13 protein-coding genes and 1 pseudogene are annotated in these 14,044 nt (G+C 70.4%); 5 read left to right on the top strand and 9 right to left on the bottom strand.

The window, feature by feature from the left end:
• Positions 1 to 99: 99 nt before the first annotated feature.
• From ccsB to hemL, 7 genes are all read right to left on the bottom strand, one after another.
• Positions 100 to 1,254 carry a c-type cytochrome biogenesis protein CcsB gene (gene ccsB / locus K6I34_RS17390; RefSeq protein WP_229327184.1) on the bottom strand — a complete coding sequence of 385 codons (1,155 nt, stop codon included), beginning with the start codon at positions 1,252 to 1,254 and terminating at the stop codon, positions 100 to 102.
• Positions 1,254 to 3,086 (bottom strand): cytochrome c biogenesis protein ResB, encoded by a 1,833-nt coding sequence (locus tag K6I34_RS17385; RefSeq protein ID WP_229327181.1) that lies wholly within the window; start codon positions 3,084 to 3,086, stop codon positions 1,254 to 1,256. The genes ccsB and K6I34_RS17385 overlap by 1 nt, the downstream gene beginning before the upstream one ends.
• Positions 3,087 to 3,091: 5 nt before the next feature.
• A complete protein-coding gene (locus K6I34_RS17380) occupies positions 3,092 to 3,829 on the bottom strand; it encodes a cytochrome c biogenesis CcdA family protein (RefSeq protein ID WP_229327183.1) in 738 nt (245 codons plus the stop codon).
• 40 nt (positions 3,830 to 3,869) lie between these two features.
• Positions 3,870 to 4,493, bottom strand: coding sequence for a TlpA disulfide reductase family protein (locus K6I34_RS17375; RefSeq protein WP_229327180.1), 624 nt, complete (start codon positions 4,491 to 4,493; stop codon positions 3,870 to 3,872).
• 88 nt (positions 4,494 to 4,581) lie between these two features.
• Complete coding sequence (locus K6I34_RS17370; protein WP_229327179.1) at positions 4,582 to 5,802, bottom strand: hypothetical protein; 1,221 nt, start codon at positions 5,800 to 5,802, stop codon at positions 4,582 to 4,584.
• A gap of 279 nt (positions 5,803 to 6,081) precedes the next feature.
• Positions 6,082 to 6,729, bottom strand: coding sequence for a histidine phosphatase family protein (locus K6I34_RS17365; protein WP_229327182.1), 648 nt, complete (start codon positions 6,727 to 6,729; stop codon positions 6,082 to 6,084).
• Between the two features lie 98 nt (positions 6,730 to 6,827).
• Positions 6,828 to 8,150 (bottom strand): glutamate-1-semialdehyde 2,1-aminomutase, encoded by a 1,323-nt coding sequence (gene hemL, locus K6I34_RS17360; RefSeq protein WP_229327178.1) that lies wholly within the window; start codon positions 8,148 to 8,150, stop codon positions 6,828 to 6,830.
• A 127-nt stretch (positions 8,151 to 8,277) separates the two neighbouring features.
• Here hemL and K6I34_RS17355 point away from each other — a divergent pair, with 127 nt between their 5' ends.
• From K6I34_RS17355 to K6I34_RS17340, 4 genes are all read left to right on the top strand, one after another.
• Positions 8,278 to 8,880 (top strand): hypothetical protein, encoded by a 603-nt coding sequence (locus tag K6I34_RS17355; protein WP_229327177.1) that lies wholly within the window; start codon positions 8,278 to 8,280, stop codon positions 8,878 to 8,880.
• Positions 8,881 to 8,930: 50 nt separating this feature from the next.
• Positions 8,931 to 9,266, top strand: a complete 336-nt coding sequence (locus K6I34_RS17350) for a YnfA family protein (protein ID WP_229327176.1) — start codon at positions 8,931 to 8,933, stop codon at positions 9,264 to 9,266.
• Between the two features lie 79 nt (positions 9,267 to 9,345).
• Positions 9,346 to 10,113 (top strand): SDR family oxidoreductase, encoded by a 768-nt coding sequence (locus K6I34_RS17345; RefSeq protein ID WP_229327175.1) that lies wholly within the window; start codon positions 9,346 to 9,348, stop codon positions 10,111 to 10,113.
• A gap of 149 nt (positions 10,114 to 10,262) precedes the next feature.
• Complete coding sequence (locus tag K6I34_RS17340) at positions 10,263 to 10,643, top strand: VOC family protein (protein ID WP_229327174.1); 381 nt, start codon at positions 10,263 to 10,265, stop codon at positions 10,641 to 10,643.
• An 11-nt stretch (positions 10,644 to 10,654) separates the two neighbouring features.
• Here K6I34_RS17340 and K6I34_RS17335 read toward each other — a convergent pair whose 3' ends face one another.
• A complete protein-coding gene (locus K6I34_RS17335) occupies positions 10,655 to 12,001 on the bottom strand; it encodes a hypothetical protein (protein ID WP_229327173.1) in 1,347 nt (448 codons plus the stop codon).
• Between the two features lie 104 nt (positions 12,002 to 12,105).
• Positions 12,106 to 13,299, bottom strand: coding sequence for an RtcB family protein (locus K6I34_RS17330; RefSeq protein ID WP_229327172.1), 1,194 nt, complete (start codon positions 13,297 to 13,299; stop codon positions 12,106 to 12,108).
• A gap of 233 nt (positions 13,300 to 13,532) precedes the next feature.
• On the opposite strand from K6I34_RS17330, the pseudogene K6I34_RS17325 reads away from it, so the two are divergent.
• Positions 13,533 to 14,044 (top strand): annotated as a pseudogene (locus K6I34_RS17325) (hypothetical protein); the annotation flags it as partial.

Genomic DNA, 14,044 nt, shown 5'->3' with positions numbered 1-14,044 from the left:
CCCCCGCAGGAGCCCGGCCACCGCCCCCGCCGTTGAAAGACGAAAAAGGCCCGCGTCCCCGGAGGGACGCGGGCCTTCCTGCGCCGTACGCCTGAGGGATCAGACCCCCGCGTACGAGTGCTTGCCGGTGACGAAGATGTTCACGCCGTAGTAGTTGAAGATGTACGTCGCGAACGCGAACAGCGCGATGTAGGCGGCCTTGCGGCCCTTCCAGCCGGCCGTGGCGCGGGCGTGGAGGTAGCAGGCGTAGGCGACCCAGGTGATGAAGGACCAGACCTCCTTGGGGTCCCAGCCCCAGTAGCGGCCCCAGGCGGCCTCGGCCCAGATGGCGCCCGCGACGATGGTGAAGGTCCACAGCGGGAAAACGGTCGCGTTGATGCGGTACGCGAACTTGTCCAGCGTGGCGGCGGCGGGAAGCCGGGAGACCGGGTTGTCCGTGCCCTTGGCGAGCTTCGCCTTGAAGCGGGCCCACTTGCGGTCCTGCGGCAGCTCCGCGAGGTAGCGGTCCAGGCCCGGGCCCGTCCGCCCCGCCACCAGGCGCGCCTCGTAGCCGTCCCGGAAGAGGTACATCAGCGTGGAGCACGCGCCGACCCACAGGGCCGCGCCGGAGAGGATCGCGCAGGAGACGTGGATCCACAGCCAGTACGAGTGCAGGGCGGGCACGAGCTGGTCGCTGTCGGTGTAGAGCACCGACACGGCCAGGCCCAGGTCCAGCAGGATCGTGGTGGTCAGCGGCAGGCCGAGCCAGCGCACGTTCTTCTTCAGGACCAGCAGCACCAGGTAGACACCGACGACGGCCATGCCGAAGGTCGTGGAGAACTCGTACATGTTGCCCCACGGCGCCCGCTCCACGGACGCCGCCCGGGTGACCACCCCGCCCGCGTGCAGCAGGAACGCGAGGACGGTCAGCGAGATCGCGCTGCGTCCGTAGACGTCGCCCTTCTCGCTGCCGCCCGCCGCGCCGGGGCCGTCCGGGATGTCACGGTCGCCGACGGCGGAGCGGGTGACGACCTTGGGCCGCTCCAGGACGGCCGTGCCGCCGCCCTGCGCCGCGGCCGTGCCGCCCGCGGCGGCCGCGGCCTGCCGGGCCTCCACCGTGATCGCGGCGGCGGTGCGGCCGACCGCGCTGCGGCTGCCGAACACCCACTCCGCGATGTGCGCGAGGAAGGCCAGGGTGTAGACGGCCATGGCGGAATAGATCAGCACATTGCTGATGTGCGCCAAGTTCTCGTTGGCTGCGGCAGCGAGAGGCATCACGCGCGCGCTCCTTCGGACGGTTCAGCGGAATCTTGGGAATCGGCGGAATCGGCGGGGGTCGCGGGCTCCTCCGAAGCCCCGGACTCCTTGTGCTCCTCGGGGGCCACAGGCTCCTCGGGGGCCACGGGCTCCTTGGGGGCCACGGGCGGTGCGTCCTTCGTCAGCGCGGCCGCCAGGTCGGCGATCTCCTCGGGCAGTTTCGCGGACTCGCTGCGGCCGAGGCCCGCCATCTCCACGACGGTCCGCCCGTCGGCGCCGCGCACGGCCCGCACCCACACGCGGCGGCGCTGGATGAACAGCGAGCCCGCCACGCCGACGAGCGCGGCGACCGCGCCGGCGAGCGCCATGCCGTTGCCCGGCTGGTGGGAGACCTGGAAGGTCGCCCACGCCTTGATGCCCTCGAACTTGAGGGTGCCCGAACCGTCCGGCAGCGTCATGGTGTCGCCGACCTTGAGGTTCTGCGCGAACGGGCTCTTGCCGTCCTTGTCCTTGAACTGCTGCATCTTGGACGTGTCGAGCTGGTAGACACTCTGCGGCGTACCGGAGTCGACGCCGAGCCAGCCGCGGTAGGCGGTGAGGACCAGCCGCGGATTGTCCAGCGCGGGGAACTTCGAGACCATGGGCATCTCAGGGACCTGCGTCGGCACGAAGAGGCCCCTGAAGCCGAGCTGGGTCCTGTTGCCGTCCTTGTCCCGGGTGTCCGGCACCTTGATGACCGTGGACTCGGTGACGTTGGCGTCCAGCGGCAACGAGGGCACCGCGCCACGGTAGGCGAGCTTGCCCTGGCCGTCGTAGACGCTGACGACCGGCGCGTAGCCGTGGCCGATCAGATAGACCTTCGAGTCCGCCGTCTCCAGCGGCTCGTTCACCTTGATCGTCCGCTTCTTGGGCTCGCCGTCCGCGCCGTCCCGGTACGTGACCTGGGCCTCGTACGTACGCGGCGTGCCGCGCTGGGGGCCGGTGCGCTCGTACGTCCCCTCGAACTTGTCCAGCGAGAAGCTGAAGGGGTTGAGGTCGTCGGCCCGGAACAGCGAGCCCGACTTGAAGTCGTCGTACTGCGTGAGCGTGTTGGCGAACTTGTCGCCCTCCACCATCAGCTTCTGGCCCTCGGACTTCCACAGCTGCCCGGAGGCGAAGGCCACCAGCATCACGATCAGCGCGATGTGGAAGACGAGGTTGCCCGCCTCGCGCAGATAGCCCTTCTCGGCGGCCACCGCGTCCCCGGTGGCGTCCGCGCGGAAGCGCCGCTTCCGCAGCAGCCCGCGCGCGGCCGCGAGCACCTGCTCGGGCTCGGCGTCCGTGTGCCAGGTGGTGTGGACGGGCATCCGGTCCAGCCGCTTGGGCGCGCCCGGCGGGCGGCCGCGGAGCTGGCCGACGAACTGCCAGGTGCGCGGGACGATGCAGCCGATCAGCGAGGTGAACAGCAGGATGTAGATCGCGGAGAACCACACCGAGCTGTAGACGTGGAACAGCCCGAGCTTGTCGTAGACCGGGGCCAGCGTCTCGTGGGCCTTGCGCCAGTTCTCCGCCTTCACGGCATCGACGCTCGTCTGGGGGATGAGCGAGCCGGGGATCGTCCCGAGCGAGAGCAGGAAGAGCAGGATCAGCGCGACCCGCATGGAGGTCAGCTGCCGCCAGATCCAGCGCACCCAGCCGAGGGCCTCGCGGCCGGACCAGGCCAGCCACCCCAGCGCGCCGGGCTTGCGCACACCGCCGAAGGAGCCGGGCATCGCCACGCCCGTGTCCTCGGCGGGTGCCGTGGACAGCTGTGAGCCGGCGGCGCCGATGTCCGCGTCCTCGGTGGCAGGGGTGGGCTCAGTCTTGGACATGTCGATCAGACCTCGGGGACGAAGGAGGAGGACCAGTCGCGCATGATGCCGATCATGTGGTCCCAGGCTCCGGTGAGCAGCAGCACGCCGACCGTGACGAGCATGGCGCCGCCGATCCGCATGACCCACGCATAGTGCCGCTTGACCCAGCCGAACGCGCCGAGAGCGCGCCGGAAGGCGAGGGCGGCGAGTATGAACGGCAGGCCGAGGCCGACACAGTAGGCGAACATCAGCAGGGCGCCGCGGCCGGCGCTGGCCTGGTTCATGGCCAGCAGGTTGACGGAGGCGAGGGTCGGGCCGATGCAGGGCGTCCAGCCGACGCCGAACATCGCGCCGAGCAGCGGCGCGCCCGCGAGCCCCATCGTCGGTCTGCGGTGGAAGCGGAACTCCCGCTGGCCGAAGCGGGAGAGGAAGCCCATGAAGGCGAGGCCCATCAGGATGGTGAGCACGCCGAGCACCTTGGAGATCGTGCCCTGGTGGGCCTGGAGGTCCTGGCCGAAGTTGCCGAACAGCGCGCCGCCGGAGACGAAGACCACGCTGAAGCCGAGCACGAAGAGCGAGGATCCCGCCAGCATCCGGCCGCGCCGGGCCTCCGCCATGTCCGTACCGCTGACGCCGGTGACGTAGGAGAGGTAGCCGGGCACGAGGGGCAGCACGCAGGGGGAGAAGAAGGAGACCAGCCCGCCGAGCACGGCGACGGGCAGGGCGAGCAGCAGCGCGCCCGTGAGCACGGTCTGGTTCATGTCCCCCACGGCGGCGAGGGTGGTGACGGCGGTCACCGGATCACTTCTCCGCGACGAGCGGGTCGAGTGTCTTGCGCAGCTCGTCCTCGGTCAGCGCCTTCATCGCCCGCGCGGCGATCTTGCCGTTCTTGTCGACGAAGACGGTCGAGGGGATCGCCTGCGGGCTGAGGCTGCCCTTGGGGAAGCGGAGCAGCAGCTGGCCGCCCGAGTCGTAGAGGCTCGGGTACGGGACCTCGAATTCCTTCTCGAAGCGGAGCGCGGGGGCGGGGTCGGTGTCGCGGGTGTTGATGCCGACGAACTGGACGCCCTTGTCCTTGTAGTCGTTGGCGACCGTGACGAGGTTCTTGGCCTCGCCGCGGCAGGGGGCGCACCAGGAGCCCCAGACGTTAAGGACGACGATCTTGCCCTTGTACTCCTGGGCGACGTCGAGTTCCTTGCCCTCCAGGGTCTTGCCGGAGAGCTCCGGCGCGTCCTGGCGGGCGCTCGCGTCCTTGACGACGCTGACTCCGCCGGTGCCCTGCACGAACTGGGTCTGACCACCGCTCTTCGGGTTGTCACCCGAGCCACAGGCGGTCAGGGTGAGGGCCGCGAGGGCGGTGCAGGCGGCCAGCAGGGTGGTACGACGGCGGGATTCGGGGCGTCGAAGGGCGCGGCAGGCACTCATGTGAAAAGTTTCGCATGGTCCGTTTAGGGATCTTCCGCACCCCCCTCCGCGCGGCGCGGGTGCCTTCGGGGCACCGCGGCGGGCGCCGTCAGTCGCTCTTGGCGCTCCACTTCTCGCCGACGTCGAAGTGGCGCAGCCGCTTCAGCACGGCCGGGTCCTGGGCGTCGAGCCAGTCGACGAACTGCCGGAACGAGACCAGCCGCACGTCCTTGTGGCGCTCGTCGGAGATGTATTTGAGCGCTTCCTCGACGGCGTCCATGTAAATGCCGCCGTTCCACTCCTCGAAGTGGTTGCCCACATAGAAGGGCGCGCGATTCGTCTCGTACGCGCGGTCGAATCCCGCGATATAGGACTCGGTGGCCTGGCGGCGCCAGCGGTCGTAGTGCTCGGAAGGGCCGCGGGTCGTGGCGCGCGACTGATTCGCGAGGATGTTGTAGTCCATCGACAGCACTTCGAACGAATGGCCGGGAAAGGGCATCTGCTGCAGCGGCAGGTCCCAGATGCCGTGCTTCTTATCGGGCCACACCTGTGTGCCGCCGGGCGAACTCGCGTCGTACCGCCACCCCAGCTTCCGCGCCGTCGGCAACAGGTTGTCCTGCCCCAGCAGGCACGGGGTACGGCTGCCGATGAGTTCCTTGCGGTAGTCGAAGGGCAGCGGGTCGAGGTCCGTGAAGCCGGTGTTCGTCCGCCACTCGGTCACGAAGGAGACCGCCTGCTCGATCTCCGACTCCCAGTCCTCGGGCGTCCAGTGGGCGACCGATCCGGAGCCGGAGCAGAAGTGCCCGTTGAAGTGGGTGCCGACCTCATGGCCCTCCAGCCATGCCTCGCGCACGTTCTCCAGCGTGGACCTGATGTGCTCGTCGGTGAGATAGCCGATGTCGGACGCGCCGGCCGGGTTGTTCGGCGGCTTGTAGCGCTCCTTCTTCGACTCGGGAAGGCAGTAGATCCCGGACAGGAAGAACGTCATCTTCGCGCCGTGGTCCCTGGCCAGCTTGCGGAAGCGGGGGAAGAGGCCGTTGCCGACCTCGCCCGCGCCGTCCCAGGAGAAGATCACGAACTGCGGCGGCCGCTGCCCCGGCTCCAGCCGCTCGGGCTTCGGCGGCTGCTCCGGCTGCGGCCCGGCGTCCGCCGTGGAGCCGTCGCCGATCGGGGTGGCCTTCGCCCGTTCTATCGCCTTGATCGCCTTGGCGGACGGGGCGTGCCGCTCGGAGCCCGGGGGCTGGGAGCAGCCGCCGACACCGCCCAGCGCCGCGGCCGCGCCCGCGCCCACCCCCATGCCGAGGAGACCTCGCCGAGTGATCTCACGCATGCCGAACTCCGTCCGTACTCGCCACCACTCCGTACGCCTTGCCGTCCATATAAGACGACATCACGGAAGAGGGCGCGCCGAGTACGGCGGTCGGGCATTGTCGGGGGTGACCGGTGGCATTCCCGGCATTCAGCCATTCGGTCGCGAAGCTCTCGGCAAAGCCTCACGCTCCGGCGTCGTTCCGGGTCGGCCCCGGGCCGACCCGAGATTTTCCGGGGCCGATCCGGGGCCGGTCCGGGGCTTTCCCAGGGCTTTCCCAGGGCTTTCCCAGGCCGGAATTCAGGCCCCGAAGGCCTTCGCCCCGCCCTTCACCGGCTTGGCACCCGCGAGCAGGTGCTTCGGCACCAGGTCCCGGGCCGGTTCGCTGTAGCCGACCGAGACGATTTTGTCCCCCCTGAAGGTGAACGTCGTCAGGCTCGCCAGCGTGCACTGACGTTTACGCGGGTCGTGCCAGAGCCGCCGCCGCTCCGCGAAGCTGCGCACCACCCAGATCGGCAGCTGGTGGCTGACGCACACCGCCTCGTGCCCGCGGGCGGCGTCGCGCGCCGCGCCCAGCGCCGCCATCATCCGCACGACCTGCTCGATGTACGGCTCGCCCCACGACGGGCGGAAAGGATTCGTCAGGTACTTCCAGTTGGCCGGCTTCTTCAGCGCGCCGTCGCCGACGCCGAAGGTCTTGCCCTCGAAGACGTTCTCCGCCTCGATCAGCCGCTCGTCCGTCGCCAGCTCCAGGCCGTGCGCCGCGGCGATCGGCTGGGCCGTCTCCTGGGCCCGCTCCAGCGGGGAGGCCACCACATGGGTGATGTCCCGCCCCGCCAGGTGCTCGGCCACCCGGTCGGCCATCTGCCGCCCCAGCTCCGACAGGTGATAGCCCGCCCGGCGCCCGTAGAGCACGCCCTCGGGGTTGTGCACCTCGCCGTGGCGCATCAGGTGGACGACAGTGATCTCACTGCCCCGGTCCGCACCGGACTTCTCGCTCCGGTCGCCGGTCTGGCCGCCGGTCTGGTCGCTTGTCATGGCACCCATCATCCCGTCGCCTCGGCCGCCGCCCGCGCCGCGGCCGGGAGCGCCGCGGCGACGCGCTCGATCGCCGCACTGTCATGAGTCGTCGAGACGAACCACGACTCGAACGCCGACGGCGGCAGGTAGACGCCCTGCGCCAGCATCGAGTGGAAGAACGCGTTGAAGCGGAAAGCCTCCTGCGTCTTCGCCTCCTCGTAGTTCGTCACCTCGCGCTCGGTGAAGAACACGGAGAACATGTTCGACGCCTTCTGGAGCCGGTGCGCCACGCCCTCCTTGGTGAGCGCCGCCGTCACCAGACCGCTGATCTCCTCGGAGACCGCGTTCACCACGTCGTACGCCGCGTCGTCCAGCAGCCGCAGCTGCGCGAGGCCCGCGGCCGTGGCGACCGGGTTCCCGGAAAGCGTGCCCGCCTGGTAGACCGGGCCCGCCGGGGCCAGGTGCCCCATCACGTCCGCGCGGCCGCCGAAGGCCGCCGCCGGGAAGCCGCCGCCCATGACCTTGCCGAAGGTCATCAGGTCCGGGCGCACCCCGTCCACGCCGTACCAGCCCGCGCGGCTGGTACGGAAGCCCGTCATCACCTCGTCCGAGATGAACAGCGCGCCGTTCTCCTCGCACGCCGCCTTGAGCCCCGCGTTGAAGCCCGGCTTCGGCGGCACCACGCCCATGTTGCCCGGCGAGGCCTCCGTGATCACACAGGCGATCTCGCCCGGGTGCGCGCGGAACGCCGCCCGCACGGCCTCCAGGTCGTTGTACGGCAGCACGATCGTGTCGCCCGCCTGCGCGCCCGTCACGCCCGGCGTGTCCGGCAGCCCGAACGTGGCCACGCCCGAACCGGCCGCGGCCAGCAGCGCGTCCACGTGACCGTGGTAGCAGCCCGCGAACTTGACCACCTTGGCGCGGCCGGTGAAGCCGCGCGCCAGCCGGATCGCCGACATGGTCGCCTCGGTGCCGGACGACACCAGGCGCACCTGCTCCACCGGCTCCACCCGGGCCACGATCTCCTCGGCGAGCGCCACCTCGCCCTCACCCGGCGTACCGAAGGAGGTGCCGCGCGCGACGGCCTCCTGCACGGCCGCGACGACCTCCGGGTGCGCGTGCCCGAGGATCATCGGACCCCACGAACACACCAGGTCCACGTACTGGCGGCCGTCGGCGTCCGTCAGGTACGGACCGGTGCCGGACACCATGAAACGGGGCGTACCACCCACGGCGCGGAAAGCACGCACGGGAGAGTTCACGCCACCGGGAGTGACGACCGCGGCTCGGTCGAACAGCTTCTGCGAGACTGGGGCTTGATACGCGTATGGGTAGCTCACGCCAGCCATGGTCTCAGAGTCGGATGCGGAGTCGTCTTCGGGCGTTTCACACGCTGTTCACGGGGGAGGTCTCTGAGACGATGATCGGGTTGCGCGGCGGGGGCTGTGCTGCGTAAAAAAGCGGTCGGGTGGAGATATGCATCGCGGTGGCGGACTGGGCGAGGGCACCGATGGCCTGGGGCCCGAGCAGGCCCGGGAATCCCGCAGGGGGCGCCACAGGGGCCGGCGCGCGGAAGAAGGCGCGGAAGAAAGCGTCGAGCAGCGCGTCGAAGGCGTCGCGGGAAGCAGGAGTGGTGGCCGCGTGGGGGTGACGTACAAGTACTTCGGTGCGCCCAACAGCGCCATCGCCGCCAATGTCCCCGTCAGCATGCGCCCGGAGGAGCTCGGCGGCGACGAGCTGGGCATGGGCGGCATGTTCACGAGCATCAAGCCGGAGACCATGGCCGCCATGATCCTCACCGGCATCGAGGGCATACCCCTGCACAAGGTCCCGCCGCTGGAGCTGGTCGTCCTCCACCCGGACTACGCCGTGGTCAAGCTGCCCATGACCGTGGTCGACCCGCTGCGCTCGATAGGCGAGGAATCGGTGGGCGCCGCCGCGTTCATCTGGTCCACCGTGCCCGACCGCGGCGGCCCGCGCGACGCCTTCACCGTCTACCGGCTGCTGCGCGAGTGGCAGGACTTCTCGCACCGCCTGCACGAGGCCAGGCACCAGCCGTACTGCCTGGTCTGGCCGTAAGCCCGGCTGTGGGCCCGGCTGTGGGGGGCAATCCCACGTAACCTGCCCGAATGCTGACCTTCCGCTCGATCGCCCTGTTCGTCCTCGCCGCGCTGCTGGAGATCGGCGGGGCCTGGCTCGTCTGGCAGGGCGTCCGCGAGCAGCGCGGCTGGGCCTGGATCGGGGCCGGGGTGCTCGCGCTCGGCGCGTACGGCTTCGTCGCCACGCTCCAGCCGGACGCGGAGTTCGGCCGCATCCTCGCCGCCTACGGCGGGGTCTTCGTCGCGGGCTCGCTGGCCTGGGGCATGGTCCTGGACGGCTACCGCCCCGACCGCTGGGACGTCACCGGCGCGCTGATCTGCCTCGCCGGAGTCGCTGTGATCATGTACGCACCACGCGGCCGCTGACGGCGGCGAGGCCCCCGCATATCCTGCGAACGATCAGCCGCACCCACGTTCCAGCCACCCACGTTCCAGGAGGACCGCCATGAGCACCCGCACCGCCGTCGTCACCGGCGCCAGCAGCGGCATCGGCGCAGCCACCGCCCGGCGGCTGGCCGCCGAGGGGTACCGCGTCGTGCTCACCGCCCGGCGCAAGGACCGCATCGAGGCCCTGGCCGCGGAGCTGACCGGGGCCGGGCACGAGGCCGTCGCCTACGAGCTCGACGTCACCGACACCGCCGCCGTCACGGCCTTCGCCGTCTGGCTGGACGACACCGCCACCGTCGACGTCCTGGTCAACAACGCGGGCGGCGCCCTCGGCGCCGAGACCGTCGAGAAGGCCGACGTCGCCGACTGGCGCACGATGTACGAGACCAATGTGCTCGGCGCGCTCAACGTCACCCAGGCCCTGCTCCCCCGCCTGCGCACCGCCCCCGACGGCGGGACGATCCTGATCGTCTCCTCCACCGCGGGCCACGCGACCTACGAGGGCGGCGGCGGCTACGTCGCGGCCAAGCACGGCTCGCACGTGATGGCCGAGACCCTGCGCCTGGAGCTGTGCGGGGAGCCCGTCCGCGTCATCGAGATCGCCCCGGGCATGGTGAGGACCGAGGAGTTCGCCCTCACCCGCCTGCGCGGCGACAAGGAGAAGGCCGCCGCGGTCTACGCGGGCGTCGCCGCGCCGCTGACCGCCGAGGACGTGGCCGACACGATCGCCTGGGCCGTCACCCGCCCGCCGCACGTCAACATCGACCTCCTGGTCGTCCGCCCCCGCGCGCAGGCGTCCAACTACAAGGTCCACCGCGAGCTGTGACCGACCCGGCCGGGCCGCCCGGGACCACGGTCCCGGGCCCCGCGGCCGATGCGGGAACGATCATGGCGCGCTAGCGTCGTCCGTACGGGCCGCCGCCGGCACCGGGCGGCCCGTACGGAACATGGCACACGGAACAACCGGGGGAACCCATGCGCGTCACCGCCTTCGACCACCTCGTCCTCAACGTCTCCGACGTCGAGCGGTCCCTGGCCTTCTACTGCGGCCCGCTCGGCCTCGCGCCCGTCCGCGTGGACGAGTGGCGCAGGGGCGAGGTGCCCTTCCCCTCGGTCCGCGTCTCCCCCACGACCATCATCGACTTGGTCGACCGCGACCGCGGCGAGTCCAACGTCGACCACATCTGCCTGGTCGTCGAGCCCCTGGACTGGCAGACGGTGATCGACGCGGGCACCTTCCCCGACATCCGCGGCCCGTTCACCAACTTCGGCGCGCGCGGCGACGCGGAGTCGGTCTACGTCAAGGACCCGGACGGCAACACGGTCGAGCTGCGCTGGTATCCGCAGGACGTCTGACGTCCGCGTCCTTACCGCCCGACGCCCTTGGCCAGGGCGATATCCCGCGCCCGCTGGGCCAGGTCGCGCACGGCGCCGGCCCGGCGGTACGGCGCGATGCTGCGCCGCATCGCCGCGAAATGCTCGTCACCACGCGCCGTCGAAATCTCGGCGTAGTCGTCCAGGAATTCGTGCCAGGTGGCACACGCGGCGTCCAGGTGTCCCAGCTCGAATTGCCGCCGCGCCAGAACGCCGTTGGAATGCACGCGTCCCTGACGTTGCCGATGGGGCTGGGCCTTGAGTGATTCCCGCATGGCGTGGATCGAGCCGGGAAGGTCCTTGTTCTCGTAGAGCACATGAGACACGTGGAAGTAATAGGCGCTGGTGTCGTAACCTCCGACGGCATCCCGCCGGGAATCGGCCTTCGACAGAGCGGACTCGGTTTCGCGGAGCCTGGCGAGGGCCGTGGTGCGGTCGCCGGTCATCGCCGCGGCATGAGCCTGCTGACCTGCCAGGAAGGCCCGTAGCCGAGGGCCCGCCTTCGGGGACGCCTCGGCGGCCGAGTCCGCCAGGTGCAAGGCCCTCGTCCCATGACCGAGATTCGACGCCTGCAGGCTCATGCCCCGCAAGGTGCGGCAGTACGTGATGTGGTCCTCCGCCTCGCCCGCCAGTTTCAGCGCCTCCGTGTAGTAGCGCTGGCCGAGACCGTGTGCCCGCTCGTACATGGCCATCCACCCGGTCAGATAGACGAGATCCGAGGCAGCGGAAAGCATGTCCTTGCGCACCTTCTCGGTGGCGGTCGCCCGGAGGTACGGAGTCACCGTGTTCACGAGGAACGCGGCGGCCATGGGACGCGCGTGCCCTCCACCCAATTCATCGAGGATGTCGGCGATTTTTTCCGTCATCATGCGGACCGCGGCGACGTCACTGGGACCGATGCGAACCGTACGGCCGGGCTTCGCCTCCTCGCCCACCCGTCCGGCCAGGTCCGAGAAGCGGGGGACGGCCAGCGCCGCCGAGTACATGCCCGCGCCCAGGACGGCGCGCCGTGAGGGATCCATGTCCTGCGAGCTCAGGTCGAGGACGTTGTCGACCGTGCTGGGCCCGGCGCCCGTACCGTCAGGGGCAGGGGCCGGGAACCCCGCCTGGGCCGGGGTGACCGGCCGCCCCAGACGCCGCGAGAGAGCTTCGAGCACCAGGGGCCGGACGGGCTCCTTGGGCATGTGCCCGTTGAGCCACTGGTGGACCGACGGCTCCCGGTACTTCAGCGGGGTCCCGCGCTCTGTCCCCAGGCGGTTGACCTCCTGCGCGAACTGGCGCAACGACCAGCCCGTCTCGCGGTACAGCCGCTCCAGGTTTACGTTCTTCGAGGTCGCCACAGCCCGCCAACTCCTCGTGGTACAGCACCACTTAAAGCTCTTAAACTTTGCCGCCATCGCAACCGTACCGCCGTACGGCCCTCATGAAGCGCGAAGCCCCGGACTCAGCCCTTCACACAGACGACCTGCTTGAGCTTGGCGACCACCTCGACGAGGTCCCGCTGCTGTTCCATGACCTGCTCGATGGGCTTGTAGGCGGCCGGGATCTCGTCGACCACGCCGCGGTCCTTGCGGCACTCCACGCCCCGCGTCTGCTCCGCCAGGTCCCGCTCGGAGAAGAGCTTCTTCGCCTTGTTGCGGCTCATGCGGCGGCCGGCGCCATGCGAGGCGGAGTTGAAGGACGCCGCGTTGCCCAGGCCGCGGACGATGTACGAGCCGGTGCCCATCGAGCCCGGGATGATGCCGTACTCGCCGCCGCCCGCACGGATCGCGCCCTTGCGGGTGACGAGCAGGTCGACGCCCTCGTACGTCTCCTCGGCCACGTAGTTGTGGTGGCAGGAGATCACGGGGTCAAAGGTCACCTTGGCGTTCTTGAACTCCTTGCGAACCACGTCCTTGAAGAGCGCCATCATGATCTCGCGGTTGTGCCGCGCGTACTCCTGCGCCCAGAACAGGTCGTGCCGGTAGGCCGCCATCTGCGGGGTGCCGGCGAGGAAGACGGCCAGGTCGCGGTCGACCAGGTTCTGGTTGTGCGAGAGCTTCTGCGCCTGGCCGATGTGGTACTCGGCCAGCTCCTTGCCGATGTTCCGGGAGCCGGAGTGCAGCATGAGCCACACCGAACCGGACATATCTAGACAAAACTCAACGAAATGGTTGCCGCTTCCAAGCGTTCCCATCTGCCGCAGCGCCCGCCCCTCACGGAACTTGACCGCCTCCGCGACCCCGTCGAACCGCCCCCAGAAGTCGTCCCAGCCCGCCGTCGGCAGCCCGTGCAGGCGGCGCGGGTCCACCGGGTCGTCGTGCATCGAGAAGCCGACGGGAATGGCCTCCTCGATCTTCGAGCGCAGCCGGGACAGATCGCCGGGCAGGTCGTTGGCCGTCAGCGAGGTCTTCACCGCGGACATGCCGCAGCCGATGTCCACGCCGACCGCCGCCGGGCACACCGCGCCCCGCATCGCGATCACCGAGCCCACGGTGGCGCCCTTGCCGAAGTGGACGTCCGGCATGACGGCGAGCCCCTCGATCCACGGGAGGGTGGAGACGTTGCGGAGCTGCTGCATCGCGACGTCCTCGACCGTGGCCGGGTCGGCCCACATGCGGATCGGCACCCGGGCGCCGGGTACCTCGGTGTACGCCATGGTTTTTCTCATCCCCCTACAAAAGCAACATAACGCAAAAGCCGGACAAATCTCACGATTCACGACAGGGAACCGGCAGAGCTGGCAGTCCGTGCGGTAGACATACTGTCCAGCCGCCGCCTTTCGGGCGGCAACCCGTTTTCGTGCGGGGCAGGCGCGGGCACCGGCCCGGGCACCCGTACGAGGACCCCGGCCGCCAGGCGACGGCCGCAAGGCGAAGGGAGCCACGGACCGTGCAGCGAAGGGCGTACGCACCGGCCGCCGCACTGGCTGCGGCCCTGCTGGCCGCGGGCCTCGCCGCCTGCGGCGGCTCCTCGGGCGGCCACGGCGGCGGCAACGACGCCAAGCCCGGCCGCGCCGGGGCCACGGCCCCCGTCGGCGAGCCCGGGAAGTACCGCTCGCTCCCCGAGCCCTGCGGCTATGTGAACCGGGACACCCTGCGCCACATGCTGCCCACGGGCGACGACGACGCCTCCGACCCCGAGCTGCAGAAGCTCTACAAGGGCCAGGCCGCCATCACCTACGACACCGACCGCCGCGTCGGCTGCCGCTGGAAGCTGGAGACGCCGGAGGGCACCCGGCACCTGTCGGTCGACTTCGAGCGCGTGGTGTCGTACCAGCCGGGCGTGAGCGACGAGGAGCGGGCGCAGGAGCTCTACGCGCGCCTGGCCACGGCCGCGAAGATCCCGAACGCCTCCGCGAGCCCCTCCGTCTCCGTCTCGGCCTCGGCCCCGCAGCCCTCCCC

Source organism: Streptomyces sp. UNOC14_S4 (genome assembly GCF_020740835.1).
Classification (GTDB): Bacteria; Actinomycetota; Actinomycetes; order Streptomycetales; family Streptomycetaceae; genus Streptomyces.
The sequence above is the reverse complement of the archived record's forward strand: the minus strand, read 5'-3'. Positions and strand labels throughout refer to the sequence as shown.